General features: G+C 73.2%; 21 protein-coding genes and 2 tRNA genes. 8 read left to right on the top strand and 15 right to left on the bottom strand.

What is annotated here, in order from left to right:
• Positions 1-7 precede the first annotated feature (7 nt).
• From ACIOC0_RS37450 to ACIOC0_RS37440, 3 genes are read right to left on the bottom strand one after another with little or no spacing between them, the layout of a single operon-like run.
• The gene (locus ACIOC0_RS37450) at positions 8-925 is read right to left on the bottom strand and encodes a PfkB family carbohydrate kinase (protein ID WP_402161167.1); all 918 of its coding nucleotides are present in this window, start codon (positions 923-925) and stop codon (positions 8-10) included.
• Between the two features lie 43 nt (positions 926-968).
• Positions 969-1,487: a macro domain-containing protein gene (locus ACIOC0_RS37445; protein ID WP_402161002.1), complete on the bottom strand. Its 519-nt coding sequence runs from the start codon at positions 1,485-1,487 to the stop codon at positions 969-971.
• Between the two features lie 60 nt (positions 1,488-1,547).
• On the bottom strand, positions 1,548-3,014 hold the full coding sequence (locus ACIOC0_RS37440) for an amino acid permease (protein WP_402160999.1): 1,467 nt from the start codon (positions 3,012-3,014) through the stop codon (positions 1,548-1,550).
• A gap of 217 nt (positions 3,015-3,231) precedes the next feature.
• Between ACIOC0_RS37440 and ACIOC0_RS37435 the strand changes: the two genes are divergently transcribed.
• Positions 3,232-3,954 (top strand): MerR family transcriptional regulator, encoded by a 723-nt coding sequence (locus ACIOC0_RS37435; protein WP_402160997.1) that lies wholly within the window; start codon positions 3,232-3,234, stop codon positions 3,952-3,954.
• A gap of 42 nt (positions 3,955-3,996) precedes the next feature.
• Here ACIOC0_RS37435 and ACIOC0_RS37430 read toward each other — a convergent pair whose 3' ends face one another.
• Genes ACIOC0_RS37430 through ACIOC0_RS37420 form a run of 3 tightly spaced genes read right to left on the bottom strand, consistent with a single transcriptional unit; the run spans position 3,997 to position 8,631 of the window.
• Positions 3,997-6,174 (bottom strand): 3-hydroxyacyl-CoA dehydrogenase NAD-binding domain-containing protein, encoded by a 2,178-nt coding sequence (locus tag ACIOC0_RS37430; RefSeq protein WP_402160995.1) that lies wholly within the window; start codon positions 6,172-6,174, stop codon positions 3,997-3,999.
• A gap of 40 nt (positions 6,175-6,214) precedes the next feature.
• Positions 6,215-7,429, bottom strand: a complete 1,215-nt coding sequence (locus tag ACIOC0_RS37425; protein ID WP_402160992.1) for an acetyl-CoA C-acetyltransferase — start codon at positions 7,427-7,429, stop codon at positions 6,215-6,217.
• Entirely contained in the window at positions 7,426-8,631 is a 1,206-nt protein-coding gene (locus ACIOC0_RS37420; RefSeq protein WP_402160990.1) for a CaiB/BaiF CoA transferase family protein, read from the bottom strand. Before ACIOC0_RS37420 ends, ACIOC0_RS37425 begins: the two co-directional genes overlap by 4 nt.
• A gap of 294 nt (positions 8,632-8,925) precedes the next feature.
• Between ACIOC0_RS37420 and ACIOC0_RS37415 the strand changes: the two genes are divergently transcribed.
• Entirely contained in the window at positions 8,926-10,104 is a 1,179-nt protein-coding gene (locus ACIOC0_RS37415) for a saccharopine dehydrogenase family protein (RefSeq protein ID WP_402160987.1), read from the top strand.
• A gap of 17 nt (positions 10,105-10,121) precedes the next feature.
• Here the strand turns inward: ACIOC0_RS37415 and mmpA are convergent, their stop codons facing one another.
• The 4 genes from mmpA to ACIOC0_RS37395 all read right to left on the bottom strand — a co-directional run bounded on the left by mmpA (position 10,122) and on the right by ACIOC0_RS37395 (position 12,550).
• Positions 10,122-10,268, bottom strand: a complete 147-nt coding sequence (mmpA, locus tag ACIOC0_RS37410) for a morphogenic membrane protein MmpA (RefSeq protein WP_402160985.1) — start codon at positions 10,266-10,268, stop codon at positions 10,122-10,124.
• 80 nt (positions 10,269-10,348) lie between these two features.
• Positions 10,349-11,044 carry an endonuclease V gene (locus tag ACIOC0_RS37405; RefSeq protein ID WP_402160983.1) on the bottom strand — a complete coding sequence of 232 codons (696 nt, stop codon included), beginning with the start codon at positions 11,042-11,044 and terminating at the stop codon, positions 10,349-10,351.
• Positions 11,045-11,105: 61 nt separating this feature from the next.
• Positions 11,106-11,435 carry a plasmid stabilization protein gene (locus ACIOC0_RS37400; RefSeq protein WP_351097099.1) on the bottom strand — a complete coding sequence of 110 codons (330 nt, stop codon included), beginning with the start codon at positions 11,433-11,435 and terminating at the stop codon, positions 11,106-11,108.
• 59 nt (positions 11,436-11,494) lie between these two features.
• A complete protein-coding gene (locus tag ACIOC0_RS37395; protein WP_402161164.1) occupies positions 11,495-12,550 on the bottom strand; it encodes a WD40/YVTN/BNR-like repeat-containing protein in 1,056 nt (351 codons plus the stop codon).
• Between the two features lie 385 nt (positions 12,551-12,935).
• Between ACIOC0_RS37395 and ACIOC0_RS37390 the strand changes: the two genes are divergently transcribed.
• The 5 genes from ACIOC0_RS37390 to ACIOC0_RS37370 all read left to right on the top strand — a co-directional run bounded on the left by ACIOC0_RS37390 (position 12,936) and on the right by ACIOC0_RS37370 (position 18,373).
• On the top strand, positions 12,936-13,349 hold the full coding sequence (locus ACIOC0_RS37390; protein WP_130437639.1) for an SsgA family sporulation/cell division regulator: 414 nt from the start codon (positions 12,936-12,938) through the stop codon (positions 13,347-13,349).
• A gap of 333 nt (positions 13,350-13,682) precedes the next feature.
• Positions 13,683-15,305: an ABC-F family ATP-binding cassette domain-containing protein gene (locus ACIOC0_RS37385; RefSeq protein WP_402160979.1), complete on the top strand. Its 1,623-nt coding sequence runs from the start codon at positions 13,683-13,685 to the stop codon at positions 15,303-15,305.
• 113 nt (positions 15,306-15,418) lie between these two features.
• The gene (gene ddaH, locus ACIOC0_RS37380) at positions 15,419-16,195 is read left to right on the top strand and encodes a dimethylargininase (RefSeq protein WP_351097095.1); all 777 of its coding nucleotides are present in this window, start codon (positions 15,419-15,421) and stop codon (positions 16,193-16,195) included.
• A 238-nt stretch (positions 16,196-16,433) separates the two neighbouring features.
• Positions 16,434-17,408: an acyl-ACP desaturase gene (locus ACIOC0_RS37375; RefSeq protein ID WP_402160976.1), complete on the top strand. Its 975-nt coding sequence runs from the start codon at positions 16,434-16,436 to the stop codon at positions 17,406-17,408.
• Positions 17,409-17,509: 101 nt separating this feature from the next.
• The gene (locus ACIOC0_RS37370; protein WP_402160974.1) at positions 17,510-18,373 is read left to right on the top strand and encodes a hypothetical protein; all 864 of its coding nucleotides are present in this window, start codon (positions 17,510-17,512) and stop codon (positions 18,371-18,373) included.
• A 13-nt stretch (positions 18,374-18,386) separates the two neighbouring features.
• On the opposite strand, the gene ACIOC0_RS37365 is transcribed toward ACIOC0_RS37370, so the two are convergent.
• The 4 genes from ACIOC0_RS37365 to ACIOC0_RS37350 form a co-directional block, all read right to left on the bottom strand.
• Positions 18,387-18,462, bottom strand: a tRNA-Trp gene (locus tag ACIOC0_RS37365).
• Positions 18,463-18,531: 69 nt separating this feature from the next.
• Positions 18,532-19,965, bottom strand: a complete 1,434-nt coding sequence (locus ACIOC0_RS37360; protein WP_402160972.1) for an SDR family NAD(P)-dependent oxidoreductase — start codon at positions 19,963-19,965, stop codon at positions 18,532-18,534.
• A gap of 33 nt (positions 19,966-19,998) precedes the next feature.
• A tRNA-Glu gene (locus ACIOC0_RS37355) sits at positions 19,999-20,070 on the bottom strand.
• Between the two features lie 116 nt (positions 20,071-20,186).
• Positions 20,187-20,432 carry a WhiB family transcriptional regulator gene (locus tag ACIOC0_RS37350; protein WP_402160971.1) on the bottom strand — a complete coding sequence of 82 codons (246 nt, stop codon included), beginning with the start codon at positions 20,430-20,432 and terminating at the stop codon, positions 20,187-20,189.
• A 128-nt stretch (positions 20,433-20,560) separates the two neighbouring features.
• On the opposite strand from ACIOC0_RS37350, the gene ACIOC0_RS37345 reads away from it, so the two are divergent.
• A complete protein-coding gene (locus ACIOC0_RS37345; protein WP_402160968.1) occupies positions 20,561-21,358 on the top strand; it encodes a VOC family protein in 798 nt (265 codons plus the stop codon).
• 12 nt (positions 21,359-21,370) lie between these two features.
• Here ACIOC0_RS37345 and ACIOC0_RS37340 read toward each other — a convergent pair whose 3' ends face one another.
• Positions 21,371-22,390, bottom strand: a complete 1,020-nt coding sequence (locus ACIOC0_RS37340; RefSeq protein WP_402160965.1) for a LacI family DNA-binding transcriptional regulator — start codon at positions 22,388-22,390, stop codon at positions 21,371-21,373.
• Positions 22,391-22,436: the final 46 nt, after the last annotated feature.

Here is a 22,436-nt window from a genome sequence, read left to right as displayed (position 1 = left end):
GGGCGACTCAGGGCGCGGAGTTCGCTGCGGCTCGCCGAGCCGCCCGGACGAGGAGTTCGTCCCGGTCGATGGCGTCCGTGGCCGTCGCCGGCACGGTGCAGGCGTGCGCGCCCGCCACCGCGCCGTACAGGGCGCAGCGCTGCGGCGGCTCGCCGGTGAGGCGGCCGTAGAGGAAGGCCGCTGCGAAGGCGTCGCCGGCGCCGTTGGAGTCCACCACCGGGCCGGTCGGCGGCACCGCCGGTATCCGGGTCAGCTCGCCGTCGGTCAGGAGATACGCGCCCTCGGCGCCGGCCGTGGCGACGACCGTGTCGGCCCGGCCCCGCTCGGCGACGCGGCGCAGGGTCGCCTCGGGGTCGGTGAGGTTGGACGCGGACAGGAACACGACGTCGGCCGCGTAGGCGAACGGCTCGTGGTACGGGTTCTCGCCGTCCCAGTCGTGCAGGTCGGTGGAGATGCTCAAGCCGGCCTCGCGCAGCGCGGGCAGGGCGTGCGCGCAGGGCTGGGTGATCGAGACGTGCGCGTGGCGACTCGCCCCGGCCAGGGCTCGGAGCGTGGACGGCGGGAACCGGTCGTCGGGGCCGGTGCGGCTCGTGTCGTACAGGGAGAGCCGCCGGCCGTCGGGGCCGACCAGGTTGACGGCGCGCTTGGTGCCGGCGGGCTGCGGGACAGCGGTCAGCCCGATGCCGCGGTCGCGGTGCAGGGCGCGGACCAGCGCGCCCTCGGGGTCGTCGCCGAGGAAGTCGAGATGGTGGGTGCGCAGGCCCAGGGCGGCCAGGCCGACGGCGACGAAGTCCCCCGTCTGTCCGGCGCGGGTGCTGATCCCGCTGCCGATCATGTAGCTGTCGGCGTACGGGAGCGGCAACTCGGGGACGTACACGATGGTGTCCACGCCCGCGCCGCCCAGGACGAGGACGTCGGTGTCCATGCCGGACCGGGCGGACCGGGCGGACCCGGCGGACCGGCTCACCTCAGGCCTCCCCATGGTCGTACACCGTCACCGCGATGCCGCGCTTCACCAGGCGTTCGGTGATCAGCGGCTCCACCCGGGACCACTTGCCGCCGGCCAGGCCGCACCCGATGCGGGGCATGTGGACGGAGGCGTCGAGTTCGGCGGCCTTGCCGGCCAGGGCCTGAAGTGCCGTGGCGATGGCCTCGTAGCGCACGGGGACGCCCTTGCTGCCCATGGGGGTCCCCCCGCGCGAGCGAAGCCGAGCGTGGGGGACGATGCCGCGCTGGCCGACCAGGTTGGCGACCCAGACGTACGGCTCGACCTGGACGAACTGGGCCGCGCCGAGCCCGAAGTCGTTCGCCGCGCGCTCTCGGTGCCAGGCGCGGTAGGCCGCCTCGGGCTGCGGCCAGCGGCGGGAGAGCGCCACGACGAAGCCCTTCCCCCATCCCCCGATGTCGTTGCAGACATGGGCGATCACCTTGACCCCCTTCACCGACGGCACGGTGGCGTCACCCCGGATGTAAGTGATCTCCGACATGACGCCACCGTAGGCGATGCCACTGACAGTGGCCTGCGAGTCACCGCGTGGGCCGGCCCGCTACTTCGTGGGGCCGGTCAGCTCCTGGCCGGCGGTCCGCGCCACCCTGTCGCGGATCCCGAACCAGCCGGCGACGAGTGCGGCGGCGATGAGCGGGACGAGCAGGACGGTCTTGCGGCCGACCTCGGGGTCGTTCCACATCAGGCCGAGCACGGCGATCAGGAAGGCGATCGTGACGATCTCCGTGCCCGGGCTGCCGGGGAGGCGGAAGGACGGCCGGTGGAGCAGGCCCGCCCTGGCGCGGCGGACGAAGACCAGGTGGCAGACCATGATGATCACCCAGGTGCTGATGACGCCGAGGGAGGCGACGTTCAGCACGATCTCGAAGGCCTGCTCCGGCACGAGGTAGTTCAGGCCGACGCCGAGGACGCAGACCCCGCAGGTGAGCAGGATGCCGCCGTAGGGGACCTGGCTGCGGTTCATGCGGGCGGTGAACTTCGGGGCGGAGCCCGCCGTCGCCATGGAGCGCAGGATGCGGCCGGTGGAGTACAGGCCCGAGTTGAGCGAGGACATGGCGGCGGTGAGGACGACGAGGTTCATCACGTCGCCGGCGCCGGAGACGCCGATCTTCGACAGGACGGTGACGAACGGGCTCTGGTCGGCGGAGTAGGCCGAGCCGGGAAGCAGCAGGGCGAGCAGGACGACCGAGCCGACGTAGAACAGGCCGACCCGCCACATGATCGAGTTCACCGCGCGCGGGACGACCTTCTCCGGCTCGGCGGTCTCGCCCGCGGCGACGCCGACCAGCTCCAGTGCGGCGTACGCGAAGATCACGCCCTGCATGACGATGACGACTGGCATCAGGCCGTGCGGGAGGAGGCCGCCGTTGTCGGTGATCACGCCGAGGCCGGGCGCCCGGCCGTCGACCTCGTGCCGGGTGGCGAGCAGGAAGATGCCGATGCACATGAAGGCGACGAGGGTGGCGACCTTGACGACGGAGAACCAGAACTCCATCTCGCCGAAGATCTTCACCGAGATCAGGTTGACGGCCAGCACCACGGCCAGTGCGGCCAGCGCCAGCACCCACTGCGGGATGCTGGTGAACAGACTCCAGTAGTGCGTGTAGAGCGCGATCGCCGTGATGTCGGCGATGCCGGTGGTCGACCAGTTCAGGAAGTACATCCAGCCGGCGACGTAGGCGCCCTTCTCGCCGAGGAACTCGCGCGCGTACGACACGAACGAGCCGGAGGACGGCCGGTAGAGGACCAGCTCGCCCAGGGCGCGGACGACGAAGAAGGCGAAGACGCCGCAGACGAGGTAGGCCACGGCGAGCGCCGGGCCCGCGGTGTGGAGGCGTCCTCCGGCACCCAGGAAGAGGCCGGTGCCGATGGCGCCGCCGATGGCGATCATGTTGACGTGGCGGTGCTTCAGGTCCTTGCTGTAGCCGGCGTCGCCCGCGTCCGCGGGTGTCGCGGTCGCCCCGGTGGGGGCGGCGACCTCGGCCGTGTGCACGGTGTCCTTGCTCACGGGAGTTCCACTCTCTGGTGCGCCCGGGCGTCGTGCGCCCGGGTTTCCTTACGGTCATGGCCCGCGGCTCCCGGGTCGGGGCACAGACCAAGGGGGCAGCTTCCCAGCGCGTGACCGCTCATGCGGTGGCTCATGTCACAGAGGGTGACTTCTCACAGGGTCCTCACTCCCGCCTCTCGGCTTTCACGGCGGTGGTGTGACAGCGATACTGCTGCGCATGACGATCGAGACCGAGGAGCCGTCCCTCACGGTCGACGAGCTGGCCGCCCGCGCCGGTGTCACGGTGCGCACGGTCCGCTTCTACGGCACCAGGGGGCTGCTGCCGCCGCCGGTCATCGGGCCGCGCCGGGTGGGCCGCTACGGCGCGGGGCATCTCGCGCGGCTGGCGTTGATCGAGGAGCTGAGGCGGCAGGGCATGACGCTGGCCGCGATCGAGCGCTACCTGGACCGGCTGCCCGCCGGTCTCGACGCGCACGACCTCGCCGTCCACCGCGCGGTGGTGGCGTCCTGGGCGCCGGACGCGCGGGAGACGGTGACGCGGGAGGAGCTGTGCCGGCGGGCGGGGCGGGCGCTGGAGCCGGGGGACGTGGAACGGCTGACGGCGATGGGCGTGCTGACCGGGGGGCCCGACGAGGACTCCTACCGGGTGGATCCGGGGCTGCTGAGGCTGGGCGTGCGGCTGCTGGACGTGCCGCTGTCGCCGGAGTCGATCCTCGCGGCGCGCACCGTGCTCGTGGAGCACGCGCGGGCCGCCGCGCACGAGATGTCGCGGCTGCTGCGCGAGGAGGTGGCCGAGGGCGACGCGCGGGCGGTGCGGTCGCTGTCGGCGCACATGCAGCCGCTGGTGGTGCAGGCGCTGCTCACGGCGTTCCAGCGGTCGCTGACCGAGGAGGTGCGGGAGTGGCTCGGGGAGCCGCCGCCGGCGGAAGGCTCCCCTTGAGGGAGCGGCTCGCCCGGAGAAAGCCGCTCCCCTCGATGCCGCTCAGCGGCCGTCGGTGAAGGTCTCCCCCTTCTCCGCCTTCTCGACGAGCAGCGCGGGCGGGGTGAAGCGGTCGCCGTAGCGCTCGGCGAGTTCACGCGCGCGTGCCACGAAGCCGGTGAGGCCGCCCTCGTAGCCGTTGACGTACTGGAGCACGCCGCCGGTCCAGCCCGGGAAGCCGATGCCGAAGAGGGAGCCGATGTTGGCGTCGGCGACGGAGGTCAGCACGCCCTCCTCCAGCAGCCGGACCGTGTCGAGGGCCTCGGCGAAGAGCATGCGCTCCTGCATGTCCCGGAACGGGATCTGCGCGCCCTCGCGGGTGAAGTGCTCGCGCAGGCCCGGCCACAGGCCCGTCCGCTTGCCGTCGGGCCCGTACTCGTAGAAGCCGGCGCCGCCGCTGCGGCCGGTGCGGCCGAACTCGTCGACCATGCGGTCGACGACGGCCTCGGCGGGGTGCGCGGTCCACACGCCGCCCGCGTCCTCCACGGCCCGCCGGGTCTCCTGGCGGATCCTGCGGGGCAGGGTCAGGGTCAGGTCGTCCATGAGGGACAGCACCTTGGCCGGGTAGCCCGCCTGGGCGGCCGCCTGTTCGACGGAGGCGGGCTCGATGCCCTCGCCGACCATGGCGACGCCCTCGTTGATGAAGTGGCCGATCACCCGGGAGGTGAAGAAGCCGCGCGAGTCGTTGACGACGATCGGCGTCTTCTTGATCTGCCGGACCAGGTCGAAGGCGCGCGCGAGCGCCTCGTCGCCGGTCCGCTCGCCCTTGATGATCTCGACGAGGGGCATCTTGTCGACGGGCGAGAAGAAGTGCAGCCCGATGAAGTCGGCCTGGCGCTCCACGCCCTCGGCGAGGGCGGTGATGGGGAGGGTGGAGGTGTTGGAGCACAGCAGGGCGTCGGGCGCGAGGAGGTGCTGCACCTCCTGGAACACCTTGTGCTTGAGGGAGGTGTCCTCGAACACGGCCTCGATGACGGCGTCGCAGCCGGCCACGTCCTGCGGGTCGGCGGTGGGCGTGATCCGGGCGAGCAGGGCGTCCGCCTTCTCCTGGCTCGTACGGCCCCGGGAGACGGCCTTGGCGCACAGCTTCTCGGAGTACGCCTTGCCCTTGAGGGCCGCCTCCAGGGAGACGTCCTTCAGGACGACGTCGATGCCGGCGCGGGCGCACGCGTAGGCGATGCCGGCGCCCATCATCCCGGCGCCGAGGACGGCGGCCTTGCGGACCTGGCGCCGCGGGACGTCCCGCGGACGGCTGGCGCCGGAGTTGACGGCCTGGAGGTCGAAGAAGAACGCCTGGATCATGTTCTTGGAGATCTGCCCGGCGGCCAGCTCCACGAAGTAGCGGGCCTCGATGACCTGTGCGGTCTCGAAGTCGACCTGGGCGCCCTCGACGGCGGCGGCGAGGATGTTGCGCGGGGCCGGGTAGGGGGCGCCCTTGGTCTCCTTGCGCAGACCGGCCGGGAAGGCGGGCAGGTTGGCCGCGAACTTGGGGTCGGCGGGCGTGCCGCCGGGGATGCGGTAGCCGGGCAGGTCCCAGGGCTGGCGCGACTCGGGGTGGGCGTCGATGAAGGCGCGGGCCCTGGCGAGCATGTCCTCGGGCGTGTCGGCCACCTCGTGGATCAGGCCGTTCTCCAGGGCGCGCCGCGGGCTGTACTGGGTGCCCTTGAGGAGGACCTTGAGGAGGGCGTCGGCGATGCCGAGCAGGCGCACGGTGCGCACCACGCCGCCGCCTCCGGGGAGCAGTCCGAGGGTGACCTCGGGGCAGCCGATCCGGGAGCCGGGGGCGTCGAGGGCGACGCGGTGGTGGCAGGCGAGGGCGATCTCGTAACCGCCGCCCAGGGCCGCTCCGTTGAGGGCGGCGACGACGGGCTTGCCGAGGGTCTCGATGCGGCGCAGGTTGCGCTTGATCTCCAGGCCGCCGTCGAGGAGCTGCCCGGCGGTGTCGGGGGTGACGCGGATCAGGTCGCGCAGGTCGCCGCCGGCGAAGAAGGTCTTCTTCGCGGAGGTGATGATGACGCCCCGCACGGTGTCCTTCTCGGCCTCCAGGCGGTCGGCGATCACCGCGAGGGAGTCGCGGAACGCCTGGTTCATGGTGTTCGCCGACTGTTCGGGGTCGTCGAGGACGAGGGTGACGAGGCCGGTGCGGTCCTGTTCCCAGCGGATGGCAGTGCTCTGTGTCATGACAGGGTCTCCAGTGAAGTCTGTTGTTCCGCCGGGGAGTTCAGAGGCGTTCGACGACGGTCGCGATGCCCATGCCGCCGCCCACGCACAGCGTGGCGAGGCCGTAGCGCTTGTCCTGGCGCTCCAGTTCGTCGACGAGCGTGCCGAGGATCATCGCGCCGGTGGCGCCCAGGGGGTGGCCGAGGGCGATGGCGCCGCCGTTGACGTTGACCTTGTCCAGGGACAGGCCCATGTCCTTGACGAAGCGCAGGACGACGGCGGCGAAGGCCTCGTTGATCTCGACGAGGTCGATGTCGTCGACGGTCAGGCCCGCCTTGGCGAGGGCCTTGCGGGTGGCGGGGGCGGGGCCGGTGAGCATGATGGTGGGTTCGGAGCCGGACACGGCGGCGGAGACGATCCGCGCGCGCGGGGTGAGCCCGTACCGTTCGCCGACCTCCTTGGAGCCGATCGCGACGAGCGAGGCGCCGTCGACGATGCCGGAGGAGTTGCCCGCGTGGTGGACGTGGTCGATCTTCTCCACCCAGTGGTACTTCTGCAGGGCGACCGCGTCGAAGCCGCCGAGTTCGCCGATGTCGGCGAAGGACGGCTTGAGGCCGGCGAGGGAGTCGGCGGTGGTGCCGGGCCGCGGGTGCTCGTCGTGGTCGAGGACGACCAGGCCGTTGCGGTCCCTGACCGGCACGACCGAGCGGTCGAAGCGGCCGTCCTTCCAGGCGGCGGCCGCCCGCTCCTGGGAGAGGGCCGCGTACTCGTCGACGTCGCGCCGGGTGAAGCCCTCGATGGTGGCGATGAGGTCCGCGCCGATGCCCTGGGGCACGAAGTTCACGGCGAGGTTGGTCATCGGGTCGTTGAACCAGGCGCCGCCGTCGGAGGCCATCGGCACCCGGGACATCGACTCCACGCCGCCCGCGAGGACGAGGTCCTCCCATCCTGAACGGATCTTCGCGGCTGCCAGGTTGACGGCTTCCAGGCCCGAGGCGCAGAAGCGGTTCTCCTGGACGCCGGCGACGGTGTCGGGCAGTCCGGCGGCGATCGCGGCGATGCGCGCGATGTCGGATCCCTGGTCGCCGACGGGGCTGACGACGCCGAGCACGATGTCGTCGACGGCGGCCGGGTCGAGTCCGGGGAAGCGGTCGCGCAGCTCGTGGATGAGGCCGACGACCAGGTCGACGGGCTTGGTTCCGTGGAGGGCGCCGTTCGCCTTGCCGCGCCCGCGCGGGGTGCGGATCGCGTCGTACACGTACGCTTCGGTGCTCACTGGGAGGCCTTTCGGGGAGGGTGGGCCGAGGAGGACCGGTCGCCCTGGCGGGGAGGGTCCGTGACGAGCAGGGGGACGTCCCAGTCGCGCGCCACCTCGGCGGTGTCGGCGCCGGGCCGGGCGGGGCCGCCGCGCACGGCGGCCGGGGTCAGGGAGAAGCGGGGCGCGGGGGCGGGCTGGGTGATGCCCCCGTGGTCGGTGAAGGTGCCGCGGGCGGCGAGGTGCGGGTGGCGGGGGGCCTCGGTCAGCGACAGCACGGGCGCCACGCACGCGTCGGTGTCGGCGAAGAGAGCCGTCCACTCGTCCCGGGTGCGGGACTTGAAGCGGGCGGCGACGGCCTCGCGCAGGTCGTCCCAGCGGGAGGGGTCCTTGCGGGCGTCGGTGAAGTCGTCGAGCTCCAGCAGGCGTACGAAGGTGTCGTAGAACTGCGGTTCCAGGGCGCCGACGGCCATGTGGCCGCCGTCGGCGGTCTCGTAGGTGCCGTAGTAGGGGCAGCCGCCGTCGAGGAGGTTGGCGGCGCGGCGGTCCTGCCAGCGGCCGGCGGCGAGCATGCCGTGGAGCATGGCGGACAGGTGCGCCGTGCCGTCGACGATGGCGGCGTCGACGACCTGGCCCTCGCCGGTCGCGCGCGCGTGGTGCAGGGCGGCCAGGACGCCGACGACGAGGTAGAGGGAGCCGCCGGCATAGTCCCCGAGGAGGTTGGCGGGGGCGGGCGGGGGCGTGTCCGGGGGGCCGATCAGGCCGAGGGCGCCGGTGAGGGCGATGTAGGCGATGTCGTGGCCGGCGCGGGGGGCGAGGGGGCCGCCCTGGCCCCAGCCGGTCATCCGGCCGTAGACCAGCCGGGGGTTGCGGGCGTGGCAGGCCTCGGGTCCGACGCCGAGGCGTTCGGCGACGCCGGGGCGGTTGCCCTCCAGCAGCACGTCGGCGCGGGCGGCGAGGTCGAGGACGCGCGCGGGACCGTCGGGGGACTTCAGGTCGACGATCACCGAGCGCTTGTTGCGGTTGGTGACGTCGTGCGCGGGGTCGACGGCGAGGGCGGAGCCGCCGGGGCGGTCCACGCGGACGACGTCGGCGCCGAGGTCGGCGAGGAGCATCGCGGCGAAGGGGCCGGGGCCGATGCCGGCGAGTTCGACCACGCGTACGCCGGTGAGCGGGCCGTGCCGGGGCGTGGGTGCCGCGTCCGGGGTGTCTGCCGTTGTCATCGAGCCCCCTTGCTGTGACACAACCGATGTAACACCAGTGATGCTAGGAACGTGTTCCCGTGGACACAAGAGGCGAGCGAGCAAGCGCTTAGCCAGTTTAGTCCGCGGAGCGGGGTTTCTCCCGGCGGGCGATCGAAAGGGAGCGGACGCGGGCGGCCGGCGTGCCTTCTCCCGCTTTTTCCGGGCGTTCCCGGTCACGGCCGGCCGCTGCTCGCGGCCTCGTGGACGGGCCCCGCGCCGCTCGCGCTAACCTCGCCACCCACAGCGGCGCGGGCTGCACGACAAAGGGGTGTCATGAGCAGGCTGAACAGGTCGGACCGTCCGTACGACATCGTGCTCTTCGGGGCCACCGGCTTCGTCGGGGCGCTCACTGCGGAGTACCTGGCCGCCCACGCGCCCGAGGGCCTGCGCTGGGCGATCGCCGGGCGTGACGAGGTCAAGCTGCGCCGGCTGCGCGACCGGCTTCCGGGCGGCGCGGAGCCTGGGGTGCTACGGGCCGACGTGTCCGACACGGCCTCCCTGCGCGCGCTCGCCGGGCAGGCACGCGTGGTGGCGACGACGGTCGGCCCCTATGTGACCTACGGCGAGGACCTGGTGGCCGCCTGCGCGGACGCCGGCGCCGACTACCTCGACCTCACCGGGGAGCCGGAGTTCGTCGACCTGACGTACGTCCGGCACGACGCACGCGCGCGGGAGACCGGCGCGCGCCTGGTGCACGCGTGCGGGTTCGACTCCGTGCCGCACGACCTGGGCGTGTACTTCACGGTCCGTCAGTTGCCCGAGGGCGTGCCGCTGACGGTGGACGGCTTCGTGACCGCCGACGCCGCGTTCTCGGGCGGGACGTTCGCCTCGGCGCTGGGGCAGTTCGCGCGCGGGCGGCGGATGGTGGCCGCGGCTCGGGAGCGGCGCCGGCACGAGCCCCGGCTGATGGGCCGGCGGGCGGGTGCGCCCACCGGGTCGCCCCGGTTCGCGCCGGAGGTCGGCGCCTGGGCGCTGCCGCTGCCGACCATCGACCCGCAGATCGTGCGCCGCTCCGCGAAGGCGCTGGAGCGCTACGGGCCCGACTTCCGCTACCGGCACTACGCGGCCGTACGGCGCCTGCCGGTCGCCGTGGGCGGTGTCGCGGGTGTGGGGGCGCTCTTCGCCGCCGCCCAGGTGCCGCCCGTGCGGCGCTGGCTGTCGGAGCGGCTGAAGCCCGGCGACGGGCCGAGCGCCGAGCGGCGGGCGCGCAGCTGGTTCTCGGTGCGGTTCGTGGGCGAGGGCGGCGGCCGGCGGGTCTTCACCGAGGTGTCGGGCGGCGACCCCGGCTACGACGAGACGGCGAAGATGTTCGCCGAGGCGGCGCTGGCCCTGGCCCTCGACGACCTGCCGGAGACGGCCGGCCAGGTCACGACGGCGGTCGCGATGGGCGACGCGCTGATCGGCCGGCTCGGCGCCGCGGGCATCCGCTTCCGGGTGGCGGCGCGCCGCTGAGGCCTTGATCCGGCGGTTCAGAGGTTCCAGCTTGCCAGGGTGTAGATCATTCCGGCTGTCCAGCCCAGTCCGGCCACCACGGAGAGGACCAGGGCCGCGTTCATGGCGCGCCGCACGGGCAGGGCGGGGCTGGCCGGCGGCTCGGGGAAACGGTGCGTCGTCATGGCGGCCACACTGCCGGGCGGCGGCCGGGCGTCGCATCCGTACGGGTACTCAGACGGCGTACTCAGGCGGCGGGTCCCGCTCAGCGGCTCGCCGTCGCCTCCCGGAGAGCCCGCCGGCACAGCGCGTCGGCCCGGCGGGTCGACTCCGGGAGCCGGTACCGCGGGGTGAGCGCGAGCGTGTGGGCGCAGGCGTTGTCCAGGCTCACCCGGTGCCCGACGGACACGAAGACCGGCTTGACGCCCTCGCGGGTGCGCAGGGCGCGGCCCACCTCGTCGGGGCCCGCGAGGAGCGGGGACGCCGATCCGCGGGGGACGCCGGGCTCGTCGTACGTGAAGGCGAAGGGGTTCTTGGCGACGCCGATCGTGGGCAGGCCGGTGAGGACGCCGAGGTGGCTGGCGAGTCCGAAGCGGCGCGGGTGGGCGAGGCCGTAGCCGTCGCACACGACGAGGCCCGGCGGGCAGGGCAGCGCGTCGAGCGCGGCCAGCACCGTGGGGATCTCGCGGAAGGCGAGCAGACCGGGCACGTACGGGAAGGAGATGCGTCCCACGGCGGTCGCCTCGGCGACGACGTCGAGGGTCGCCGCGTCCAGCACGACGGCCGCGGCGGCGACGACGTCCCGCTCGTCGTCGTAGGCGACGTCCACCCCCGTCACCCGGCCGGCGCCGGGCGGCGGCCCGGGCTCGTCGAGCACCAGTCGGGCCCGCAGCGCGTCCTGGACGGCGTGGGCCTCTGCCTCGGTCGCGGGCCGGCCCGCGGGAATGGGTGCGGTCGTCATGGTGGTGACGAGCGTACGGTCCCCGCGGGCCGGTCCGCGATCGTGTTCCCCGGCGGCCGGGTCAGCCCTTGTCGTCCAGGGCGCGCTGCAGCTGGCTCTTGTTCATGTCCGAACGGCCGTGGACGCCGCGGCGCTTGGCCTCCTCGTACAGCTGGTCGTACGTGGGCCCCTGCGCGCCCTTGTGGGACCGCCGGCCGCCGCGCTCGCCGGACGACATGTCCTGTGTGGAGGTGCGGCTGGCGGTCTTGGACTCGCCGGCCCGGGCGCGTTCCTTGTTGACCGTCCTGGCGGCGATCTCCTCCGCCCGGTCGGTGCTCTCACCCCGGTCCTGCGCGCTCTTCTTGATGTGCTCGTACTGGCGCTCCCGCTTGGGGCTGGAACCGCGTGGCATGTGCGCTCACTCCTTTCGCGGCTGTCGCGTTCGCACCGAGCGAGTACCCCGCAAACCGCTCACCTCTCCAGCCGTGCCACCCGCCCCTGTTCGCCGGCCGCCCAGCAGGCCCCGTCCGGGACGCAGTCGACGGTGTCGTACGAACCGGTGTCGACCGTGCGCCAGGTGCGGCCGGCGTCGGTGGTCAGGTCGGTGCCGGTGGGGCCGACGGCGAGGGCGGCGGTGCGGCTGTGCGGCAGCCAGGCGACGCCGGAGCGGTAGGCGGGCGGGGGTGCGGCGGCGGTCCGCCAGGTCCGGCCGGCGTCGCCGGTCGTGGCAGCCGGCCGGGGGGAGGTCCGGTCGGGCCGGTAGTCCCCGCCGACGGCGAGGCCGTGGGCGCGGTCGCGGAAGGCGAGGGCGAAGACCCCGCGCGCGGGGTCGCCCGCGGGGATGGGGGCGTCGGCGGCCTTCCAGGTCCGTCCGCGGTCGGAGGAGTGCAGCACCCGCGCGCGTGCCCCGCCGCCGGTGGCGAGCCAGACGTCGCGGGACCCGGCGGAGACCAGGCACTGGCCACTGGCCGCGAAGCCCGCCTCGCCCTCCAGGGCCGGCGGCATGCCGCCGTCGGGCAGCACCTTCCAGGAGCGGCCGCCGTCGCTCGTGGACAGGATGCGGAACCTGCCGTCCACCGGGTCGCTCATCGCGAGGCCGTGGCGGCGGTCGAAGAAGGTCATGCAGTCGTAGAAGGCGCGGACGTCGGTGTTGCGGAAGGACTCCTTCCAGGTGGCTCCGCCGTCGTCCGTGCGGTAGACGCGGGAGGCCTCGCCCTCGCCGATGGCCAGCACCACGGCGCGGCGCGCGTCGAACGCCTCGATGTCGCGGAACTGCAGCTCGGCGGCGCCGGGCGGGGAGACGTCCCGCCAGGTCCGCCCACCGTCGACGGTGCGCAGGACGGTGCCGAGGCTGCCGGCCGCCCAGGCGGTGTTCCGGTCGACGGCGGCCAGGCCGCGGAAGCGGACGGCGGGCTTCCCGGTGTCCTTCAGGGCCCACGCGGGCGCGTGACCGCCCGGCACGGCCGGGGCGAGGCCCGCCTCCCGCGCGGGCGCCCCGTCCGCCGCCCGGGCCGGGACGGCCGTCATGGCCAGGACGGCCGCGCAGGCCGCCGCCGCTGCCGTCACGGCGCGCGCGGCACGCCTGGTCCAGAGGAGGGGAGATGTCGGGGTTGTGCGGGTCGCGGGATCCGTCCCCGCCGTCGGAACCGTTCGTACCGTGCGTCGCGTCTTCCCCAGGGGTCTCATGGCGCGGGAAGCTAGCCCACGGCCCTGACGGCGTCCAGAGGACCACGGTCGCCCCAATCGCCTTACCGGGCACAGGAAGAGAGGTGAGTCACTCGTGTGCATGAAACTCGGTGACCGAGGTCACTCGCATTGCATGTGCACGCACCGGCAGGTTCCGACGTCTCTTCCAGTGTCCGGCTGCACTCACCCCCGGTAGTTCGTCCCGCTGTCACAAGGGAGCAAGGCGTTGTCCATCGTCATCGATCAGCCCGTTGAGGCCCGCCTGGTCGCCGCCGCACCTCGGATGTCGAGCATCCCCGCCACGCTGCACTACGACCGGCGCGACCCCTTCGCCGTCCGCATGACCTTCCCCGCCCCGGCCACTCTCGAGGGCGTCGAGGTCTGCTGGACCTTCGCCCGCGATCTGCTCACGGCGGGGCTGCACGAGGCGGAGGGCCACGGTGACGTCCGCGTCCGCCCCTACGGCTACGACAGGACGGTGCTGGAGTTCCACGCGCCTGAGGGCACCGCGATCGTGCACGTGCACTCGTCGGAGATCCGGCGGTTCCTCCAGGCCACGAGCGAGCTGGTGCCGGCCGGGCGCGAGCACCTGCAGCTCGACCTCGACAACGGTCTGGCGGAGCTGATGCGGGACGCCTGAACCGGCCGAAGCCTGAAGCGGGCGGGACGTCCGAAACCGGTGGGCGCCCGGCCCTGAATTGCGTTGACCGGCCCTCGTGGTCCCCTTACGGTGAGAACGCTTCTGTCGCCACCGAAGGGAGAAGGACGTTGTACGTCTGAGGTCAGAGACACCGCGCCACGCCTGTCAGGCGTGCGTGCAGCGTGCGACCTCGGCGTCGAGCCGTCCTTGCGAGCGGGCCCCCTTGCCATGGGTTCCCCGTGACCGCATCCCTGCCGCTCCCCCGCGGTGGTCGCCGTCTCCCGGTGTCTCGATACGCGTTGCCCTGACCGCACACGCGACCGCGAGGCCCACTTGTCATCATCAGTCACCTGTTCCGCCCTGTCCTTCGCCTGGCCCGACGGCACCCCCGTCTTCGAACGGCTCGACATCGCCTTCGGCCCCGGCCGGACCGGACTCGTCGGCGCCAACGGCTCCGGCAAGTCCACCCTGTTGAAGCTGCTCACCGGTGAACTCGCCCCGACCGAAGGCTCCGTGCACATCACGGGCGAGGTCGGCCATCTCCCGCAGAACGTCACCCTGGACACCTCCCTCCGCGTCGACGAGGCGCTGGGCATCGCCGCCCGGCGGGCCGCACTGCACGCCATCGAGGCCGGCGACGTGTCCGAGAGGCACTTCGAGACCGTCGGCGACGACTGGGACGTCGAGGAGCGCGCCCTCGCCGCTCTCGGCGAACTCGGGCTCGACCACATCGGGTTGGACCGCACCGTCGGCGAGATCTCCGGCGGCGAGTCGGTCCTGCTGCGCCTGGCCGCGCTGCTGCTGCGCCGCCCGGACGTCCTGCTGCTGGACGAGCCCACCAACAACCTCGACCTGCACGCCCGGCAACGGCTGTACGCGGCCGTCGCATCCTGGCCGGGCGTCATGGTCGTCGTCAGCCACGACCGCGAACTCCTCGACCTGGTCGACCAGATCGCCGATCTGCACGCAGGTGAGATCACCTGGTACGGCGGCAACTTCTCCGCGTACGAGGAGGCGCTCGCCGTCGAACAGGAGGCCGCCGAGCGGATGTTGAAGGTCGCCGAGGCCGACCTGCGCAAACAGAAACGCGAACTGGCCGACGCCCAGGTGAAGCTGGCCCGCCGCAAGCGGTACGGGCAGAAGATGCAGGAGCAGAAACGCGAGCCGAAGATCGTGATGGGGGCGCGCAAGCGGTCCGCGCAGGAGTCCGCGGGCAAGCACCGCATCCTGCACGAGGAGCGGCTCGCCGAGGCCAGGGAACGGCTCGACGAGGCCGCGGAGGCGGTGCGCGACGAGGACGAGATCCGCGTGGACCTGCCGTACACGGCGGTGCCGCCGGGCCGTGACGTGCTCACCCTGCGGGACCTGCGTCTCGCGTACGGCGCGCGCGTGGCGGGCGGTCTCGATCTGCGCGGGCCCGAGCGGGTGGCGCTGGTCGGGCGCAACGGCGCGGGCAAGACGACGCTGTTGCGCACCGTCGCCGGTGAGCTGGAACCGGTGTCGGGCGAGGTGCACGCGCATGTGCCGCTGCGTTTCCTGCCCCAGCGGCTGGACGTGCTCGACGGCGAACTGACCGTCGCCGAGAACGTGGCCCGTCACGCGCCCGGCGCCACCGCGAACCGGATCCGCGCCCGGCTGGCCCGCTTCCTGTTCCGCGGCGCCCGCGCCGACCGCAGGGCGGCGACGCTCTCGGGCGGGGAGCGGTTCCGGGCGGCGCTGGCGGCGCTGATGCTGGCCGAGCCGGCGCCGCAGTTGCTGATGCTGGACGAGCCGACCAACAACCTCGACATGGCCAGCGTGCGCCAGCTCACCACGGCCCTGGAGTCCTACGAGGGCGCCCTGATCGTCGCCAGCCACGACCTGCCGTTCCTGAGGTCGCTCGGCATCACCCGCTGGCTGCTGCTGGACGGGGAGTTGCGGGAGACGACCGAGGACGAGGTGAGCACACCGGTGTGAGCCGGGGGCGCGGGGCGGCGCCGGGGGTTTTGTGCTGAGCGGGACGGGTTGCATGATGGCGGATCGGTGCCGGACAAGGGGCACCGGCCACCGCCGATCCGAAAGGCCTGGACGTGCCCAGCAAGAAGGCCCTCATCCGCCGCCCCAGCCCGCGCCTCGCCGAGGGCCTGGTGACGCACCTCGAGCGGGAGGCGGTCGACGTGGGCCTCGCCCTGAAGCAGTGGGAAGGGTACGTCGAGGCCCTGCGGGCGCACGGCTGGGAGACCGTCGAGGTCGATCCGGCCGACGACTGCCCCGACTCGGTGTTCGTCGAGGACGCCGTCGTGATGTACCGCAACGTCGCCCTGATCGCGCGGCCCGGCGCCGAGTCCCGGCGGGAGGAGACCGCCGGCGTCGAGGAGACCGTCGCCCGCATGGGCTGCTCGGTCAACTGGATCTGGGAGCCGGGCACGCTGGACGGCGGCGACGTGCTCAAGGTCGGCGACACGGTCTACGTGGGCCGGGGCGGCCGTACGAACGCGGCCGGCGTGCAGCAGGTACGCGAGGCCTTCGAACCGCTGGGCGCACGGGTCGTGGCGGTGCCGGTGAGCAAGGTGCTGCATCTGAAGTCGGCGGTCACCGCGCTGCCGGACGGCACGGTGATCGGGCACATCCCGAAGGTGGACCGTCCCGCGCTGTTCCCGCGGTTCCTCTCGGTGCCCGAGGAGGCCGGCGCGCACGTGGTGCTGCTGGGCGGCCCCAAGCTGCTCATGGCGGCGAGCGCGCCGAGGACGCGCGAGCTGCTCGAAAGCCTCGGGTACGAGCCCGTCGTGGTCGACATCAGCGAGTTCGAGAAGCTGGAGGGCTGTGTGACATGCCTCTCGGTGCGAATGCGGGAGCTCTACGCCTGACCGGGTGACGCGTGCGCCGTCCCAGCCCCTGGACCCTTGCGTCCCGGGGCTGTTGCGCGTACCCGGAAAGATCGGCTCGGCGAGTCGCCGGGCCCGCTCGACCGGGGCTGATCAGCACTCTTTACGCCGACCTTAACCTACGGATTCGTAACCTACGGGCTCGTAGCCTACGATCCCGTAAGTTCCGGTGCAGCACCGGATGTCTTTCCGCTCCGCCTCCCGCCCCCCTGGAGTACCCGTGACGATCGCCTCCCCGCACCTCGGCAGCCCCTCCGTCTGGACCGACGCCAAGCTGCTGTACGCCCTGGAGGAAGTGGTCGAGAAGGAGCTCAACCGGCATCTGCAGGTCACCAAGGACTGGATGCCGCACGAGTACGTGCCCTGGAGCGACGGCCGCAACTTCCCCGGCTTCTTCGAGGACGGCGAGGCCTGGGAGAAGGAGCAGTCGAAGGTCACCGAGATCGGCCGTATCGCCCTGGTCGTGAACCTCCTGACCGAGGACAACCTGCCCAGCTACCACCACGAGATCGCCTCCCTGTTCGGCCGGGACGGCGCCTGGGGCACCTGGGTGCACCGCTGGACGGCGGAGGAGGGCCGGCACGGCATCGTGATGCGCGACTACCTGCTGGCCTCGCGCGCGGTGGACCCGGACAAGCTGGAGGCGTTCCGGATGTCCCACATGAGCGAGGGCTTCGAGTCCGACAACCGGCACTCGATGCTCCACTCGATCGCCTACGTCTCCTTCCAGGAGCTCGCGACCCGCATCTCCCACCGCAACACCGGTCACCAGTCCGGCGACCCGGTCTGCGACCGCATGCTGGCCCGCATCGCGACCGACGAGAACCTCCACATGGTCTTCTACCGCAACCTCCTGAAGGCCGCCTTCGAACTCGCCCCGGACCTCACCATGCAGGCCGTGCGGGACGTCGTCGTCAACTTCCGCATGCCCGGCCACGGCATCCCCGGCTTCGAGCGGGCCGCGGCGCAGATGGCGATCGGCGAGGTCTACAACCTGCGCATCCACCACGACGACGTGCTCCAGCCGGTGCTGCGCTTCCTGAAGGTGATGGAGATCGACGGCCTGGGCCCCGAGGGCCTGAAGGCGCAGGAAGAACTGGGCCTCTACATGAACGGCCTGGACGCCGAGGCCCTGAAGTTCGACGAGAAGCTGGCGGCGCGCAAGGCGCGGATGGCGGCACGCGCCGGAGCCTGACACCCGCCGGCCCCGGCGACACGGGCAGCTCGGACCGACGGCCCGCGCGGGGAAACGATTTCCCGGTGCGGGCCGTCGGCCTCCTGCGGCATCATGCCGCCATGCACCACAGCCACCCGGAGGGCCGGGCGCTCGGTTTCCTGCTCGGTCTGACCGACGCGGAGACCGCCCGGCGCGTCCGCGCACGCGTCGGGCTGACGGGCGGCGCGCGCGAGACCTCCGCGTCGCGGCGGCAGCGGCTTGACCGGCCGTGGACATGGCCGCCGGACGTGCCGTCCTCCGTCGTGCTGTGGGTGCTCCAGGAGGACGACCCGCAGCTGAACGCCGTGGTGTGGCAGTACACCGGCCTCGACACGGGCCTGCGCCGGGCCCTCGCCCGCGGCATCCCGTTCGGCCCCGGCCGCGAGCGCCCCCTTCGGCCCGGCTGGCGGCTGCCGGTCGAGGAACCCGGCATACCCGAGAGCTACGTCCGCCACGGCCTGGTCGGCGCTCTGCGCGCGGTGACCACCATGGCCGCCGGGCGCGCGGCCGCGTCCATGGTCCTCACCCCGGACGACTGGGCGTCGGTCACCGAGGCGGACGCCGAGCGCGCCCTGCCGGGTTACGCGCGCTGGGCGCTGTCCGTACGCCCCGACTGCCCGCCCGCGACCCGCGCCGGCTTCGGCGCGCACCCCAGGTTCACCCACCGGCTCCGTGACGCGGGCGTCCTCGACGGCCCGGCGGAGTACGCCCTGGACCACGGGCCCGCCGTACGCGTCCTGGACCTGCTGTCCATGGGCGGGGCGCTGTTCCCGGCGCGGATCGGCGAAGCCGAGGACGCCCTGCGGCCCCTGGTGCGGCGTCACCTGGGCGACCGGATGGAGGCGTGGACGGCGCTGGCGCGGCTCATCGGCACGTTCCGCGGCACCGCCCGCGAGTTGACGGCGACGGCGGGCACCGTCACCCGAAACGGGGCGCGGCGGTAGGGAGTTGAAGGGGGGCGGAGTGGCTGGATTCGAACCAGCGTGTTCCGGTTTTGGAGACCGGTGCGCCTGCCTCTGCGCTACGACCCCGCCCTTGACGCAGAGCGTAGCGGCTCTGGTCCGGTGTCAGGGAGATCAGGGAGAGGGGACGGCGGGGCCGGTCACCACTGCGCCTCGCGGTAGTCTTTCAGGAACACGCCCGACACCGGGTCGCCGGCCTCGCCGCGGACGACGGGGTCGTAGACGCGGGCCGCGCCGTCCACGATGTCCAGCGGGGTGCGGAAGCCCGCGTTCGCCATCCGGGCCTTCTTGGGCGCGGGGTTCTCGTCGGTGATCCAGCCCGTGTCGACGGCGCACATGTGCACGCCCTGCTCGGCGAGTTCGGCGGCGCTGGTGCGGGTGAGCATGTTGAGGGCGGCCTTGGCCATGTTGGTGTGCGGGTGCCCCGCCGTCTTGTTGCGGACGGCGAACCGGCCTTCCACGGCGGTCACGTTGATCACGTAGCGGCGCGGGCGCGGGGAGGCGAGCAGCAGCGGCAGCAGCCGGTCGCACAGCAGGGCGGGGGCGAGGGAGTTGACGAGCTGCGTCTCCAGTACCTCGGCCGCGTCGAGTTCGCCGAGCCGCGCGGACCAGGAGTTCTCGGGGGAGGGGTCGGGCAGCAGCCCGGCCTCGTCGGCCTCGCGCAGGGCGGCGGGCAGGGCGGAGAGGGAGCCGCCGAGACCCTCCAGCATGCGCATCGGCGTGAAGCCGGGCGCGCGGCGCGCGCTTTCGGGCAGCGCGTCGCGCTCGCCGGCGGCCAGCAGGGCGTAGGACGAGGGCGGGCGGCGTACGGTCTGGGCCGCGTTGTTGACGAGGATGTCGAGCGGCTCGCCGTCCCGGCGCAGGTCCTCGCAGAGGCCCAGCACCTGGCGCGGGTCGCGCAGGTCGACGGCGAGGACGGTGAGCCGGTCCCGCCAGGCCGCGCTGCCGGGCTCGGCGTGGAACCGGCGCACGGTATCGTGCGGGAAACGGGAGGTGACGGCCACCTCCGCGCCGTCGCGCAGCATCATCAGGGCCAGCTGGAAGCCGATCTTCACCCTGCCGCCGGTCAGCAGGACCCGGCGTCCGCTCAGGTCGGTGCTCAGGGCGCGGCGCGCACTGTTGTCGGCGGCGCAGGCGGGACAGAGACGGTGGTAGAAGGCGTTCACCTGCCGGTACGGCAGCTTGCAGACGTAGCAGGTGCGGGGCCGGCGGTAGACGCCCACGGTGCGGGGGGCGCCGGTACCGGGGCTTGCCACGGGCCCCGTGCCCGGGGCTCGGCGGCCCGTGCTGTCGGCCGACCCGGCGGGCTCGGCACCGTGTCGGACGTCGTCCGTCAGGGGTGCGTCCTCGCGGCGGTCCAGCGCGCCGGTCGCGGTCGCGGCCATCGCCGCCGCGTCGGCGGCGGACACCTGCGCGCCGCGCGCCTTGCGCCGACGCAGCCGCCCGTCGCGGGCGAAGGACGCGGCGACCTGCTCAGCCCGCAGCCGGACGGGATCGTCGACGGGCAGAGCCCGCAGCCGGCCCACGACGTCGTGGAAGGCGGCGATCTCCGCCTCGGTGATCTCCGCGCCCATCCGTCCCCGCCCGCCCCTGCCCCCGTCGAACCGTGGTCCCGACCGGATTCGAACCGGCGTGACCGCCCTGAGAAGGCGGCGAGTCTGCCTCTGCTCTACAGGACCTCGCGCATCCGGACGGCCGGACGCGCTCTTCTCGGGATCTTAACCGCACCCCCGCGACGCGGTCTCCCGATTATCCCGGCCCTGTCGTGCGGCCGGCCGTGCCGTGTGCGCCGGGCTCAAGACGACTTACGGCGCAGTTCGAGGCGTTCCTTCTCGGAGAGGCCGCCCCACACACCGAAGCGTTCGTCGTGGTTCAGGGCGTAGTCGAGGCAGGCGGGGCGCATCTCGCACAGGCCGCAGATGCGCTTGGCCTCGCGGACCGAGCTGCCGGGCTCGGGGAAGAAGAAGTCCGCCCCGGTCTGCGCGCACAGCGCCTCCCGCTGCCAGGCGAGCTCGGGTGTGCGGATCGTGTCGGTGTACATGGTGAGGATCGTGCCGGGCGGCGAAAAACGTTCGCTCAACGCCGGATATACACGGCCGGGCGGCGAGTGTCAGTGGGCGGTGTCAGACTCGGCAGTGCACAGAACGGGACTGCGAGGAGGAGGGCGCGATGCTCACCACCCGTTTCGTCAACGGCGCTCCGAACTGGGTCGACATCGGCACATCGGACATCGGGCGCGCTTCGGCCTTCTACGGCGCCCTCTTCGGCTGGCGGTTCCGGTCGGCGGGGCCGGACGCCGGCGGCTACGGCTTCTTCCAGCTCGACGGGAGGACGGCGGCGGGCGGCATGCAGACCACGCCCGAGCAGGGTCCGCCGTCGTGGACGGTGTACTTCCAGTCGGCGGACGCGGAGGACACCTGCAAGGCGGTCGAGCAGGCGCGCGGCAGGGTGCTCTTCCCGCCCATGGACGTCATGAGCCAGGGCACGATGGCGATCCTCGCCGACTCGGCGGGCGCGCCGTTCGGCGTGTGGCAGCCGGGACAGGTCAAGGGCGTGGACATCGCCGGTGACCCGGGCTCGCTGCGCTGGGTCGAGCTGCACACGCCGGACGAGGCGGCGGCCGCCGCCTTCTACGCGGCGGCCCTGGGCCTGGAGACGTCGGCCGTGCCGTTCCCGGGCGGCACGTACACGTGCCTCAACCCGGCCGGCGCCGAACAGGATGCCATGTTCGGCGGGATCGTCCCGCCGGACGACGATCCCGAGGAGGCGGGGGCGGCGTCGGGCGCGTACTGGCTGCCGTACTTCGAGGTCGACAACGTGGACACGGCCGTCGCCCGCGCCGTGGAGCTGGGCGGGTCGGTGCGCCGGGCGGCCTTCGACCTGCCGGGCGTCGGCCGCATCGCCTCACTCGCCGACCCGGACGGCGCACGCTTCGCGGTGATGAGGAGCGCACCCCGGCAGGGCTGAGGGGAACACTCCCTAGGCGGAGGCGCGGCGGATCAAGGTGGTCGGCAGGACCGTGCCGGGTCCGGAGGCGGCGGGGTCGTGTCGGCCGTGGAGCAGGAGGCGGGCCATGATCCGGCCCATCTCCTCGATGTCCTGACGGACGGTCGTCAGCGGTGGATCGGTCTGTTCGGCCACGGGCAGCATGTCGTCGAAGCCGACCACCGCCACGTCCTCGGGCACGCGCCGCCCGTGTGCGCGCAGGACGCGCAGGGCGCCCGCGGCGCTGAGGTCGTTGGCGGCGAACACGGCGTCGACGTCGGGGCTGCGGTCCAGGAGTTCCCTCATCGCGCGCTCGCCGCCGCCGGGGGTGAAGTCGCCCTCCGCCACGAGCCGCTGGTCCGTGTCGCCCATGACGTCGAGGAAGCCCTGGAGACGGTCCGCGGCGGAGGTCTGATCCAGGGGCCCGGTGATGTGCGCGACGCGGCGACGGCCCAGGCCCACGAGGTGGCGGACGGCCTCGCGGGCGCCGCCGCGGTTGTCGCTGTCGACGTGGACGACGTCCCGGGTGCCGTCGCTCCAGCCGGGACGCCCGCCGAACACGGTGGGCACGCCGGCGCCCTGGATCAGGCCGGGCAGCGGATCGTCGAGGTGGAGGGAGAAGACGAGGGCGCCGTCGACATGGCCGCCGGCGAGATAGCGGGCGACCCGGGCGTGGTCGTCGCGGCCCTCGGTGAGGAGCAGGACCAGCTGATTGTCATGGGCCGTCAACTCCTTGCTGATTCCTCGGAGTTGGAGCGCGAAGAAGGGGTCGGCGAAGACCCTGGTCTCGGGTTCGGCGATGACGACGGCGACGGCGTCGTGCCGTCTGGTCACCAGACTGCGGGCGGCCTGGTTGGGGACGTACCCGAGTTCCTCCACGGCCCGCCGGACCCGCTCGACGAGCGGCTCCCTGACCCCGTCGCCGCCGTTGACGACCCGTGAGACGGTGGCCCGGGAGACCCCGGCCCGCGCGGCCACGGCCTCCAGGGTGGGGCGCGGGGCTGTCTCGGTCACTGCGGGGCTCCTCCTCGGTGGGTGTGGGCCAGGATAGCCCCGGGCC

Origin of the sequence: Streptomyces sp. NPDC088254, from assembly GCF_044740925.1 — a bacterium.
GTDB lineage: Bacteria > Actinomycetota > Actinomycetes > Streptomycetales > Streptomycetaceae > Streptomyces.
Note: the sequence above shows the minus strand (reverse complement) of the source record. Positions and strands in the feature narration are given on the sequence as shown.

What these genes read in the sequence shown, in the direction of transcription:
- ACIOC0_RS37420 (WP_402160990.1), bottom strand. Translation starts at nt 8,631, where the DNA reads ATGACAACGGCAGACACCCCGGACGCGGCACCCACGCCCCGGCACGGC.
- ACIOC0_RS37430 (WP_402160995.1), bottom strand. Translation starts at nt 6,174, where the DNA reads ATGACACAGAGCACTGCCATCCGCTGGGAACAGGACCGCACCGGCCTC.
- ACIOC0_RS37350 (WP_402160971.1), bottom strand. Translation starts at nt 20,432, where the DNA reads ATGTACACCGACACGATCCGCACACCCGAGCTCGCCTGGCAGCGGGAG.
- ACIOC0_RS37415 (WP_402160987.1), top strand. Translation starts at nt 8,926, where the DNA reads ATGAGCAGGCTGAACAGGTCGGACCGTCCGTACGACATCGTGCTCTTC.
- ACIOC0_RS37345 (WP_402160968.1), top strand. Translation starts at nt 20,561, where the DNA reads ATGCTCACCACCCGTTTCGTCAACGGCGCTCCGAACTGGGTCGACATC.
- mmpA (WP_402160985.1), bottom strand. Translation starts at nt 10,268, where the DNA reads ATGACGACGCACCGTTTCCCCGAGCCGCCGGCCAGCCCCGCCCTGCCC.
- ACIOC0_RS37445 (WP_402161002.1), bottom strand. Translation starts at nt 1,487, where the DNA reads ATGTCGGAGATCACTTACATCCGGGGTGACGCCACCGTGCCGTCGGTG.
- ACIOC0_RS37435 (WP_402160997.1), top strand. Translation starts at nt 3,232, where the DNA reads ATGACGATCGAGACCGAGGAGCCGTCCCTCACGGTCGACGAGCTGGCC.
- ACIOC0_RS37395 (WP_402161164.1), bottom strand. Translation starts at nt 12,550, where the DNA reads ATGACGGCCGTCCCGGCCCGGGCGGCGGACGGGGCGCCCGCGCGGGAG.
- ACIOC0_RS37360 (WP_402160972.1), bottom strand. Translation starts at nt 19,965, where the DNA reads ATGGGCGCGGAGATCACCGAGGCGGAGATCGCCGCCTTCCACGACGTC.
- ACIOC0_RS37450 (WP_402161167.1), bottom strand. Translation starts at nt 925, where the DNA reads ATGGACACCGACGTCCTCGTCCTGGGCGGCGCGGGCGTGGACACCATC.
- ACIOC0_RS37370 (WP_402160974.1), top strand. Translation starts at nt 17,510, where the DNA reads ATGCACCACAGCCACCCGGAGGGCCGGGCGCTCGGTTTCCTGCTCGGT.
- ACIOC0_RS37405 (WP_402160983.1), bottom strand. Translation starts at nt 11,044, where the DNA reads ATGACGACCGCACCCATTCCCGCGGGCCGGCCCGCGACCGAGGCAGAG.
- ACIOC0_RS37400 (WP_351097099.1), bottom strand. Translation starts at nt 11,435, where the DNA reads ATGCCACGCGGTTCCAGCCCCAAGCGGGAGCGCCAGTACGAGCACATC.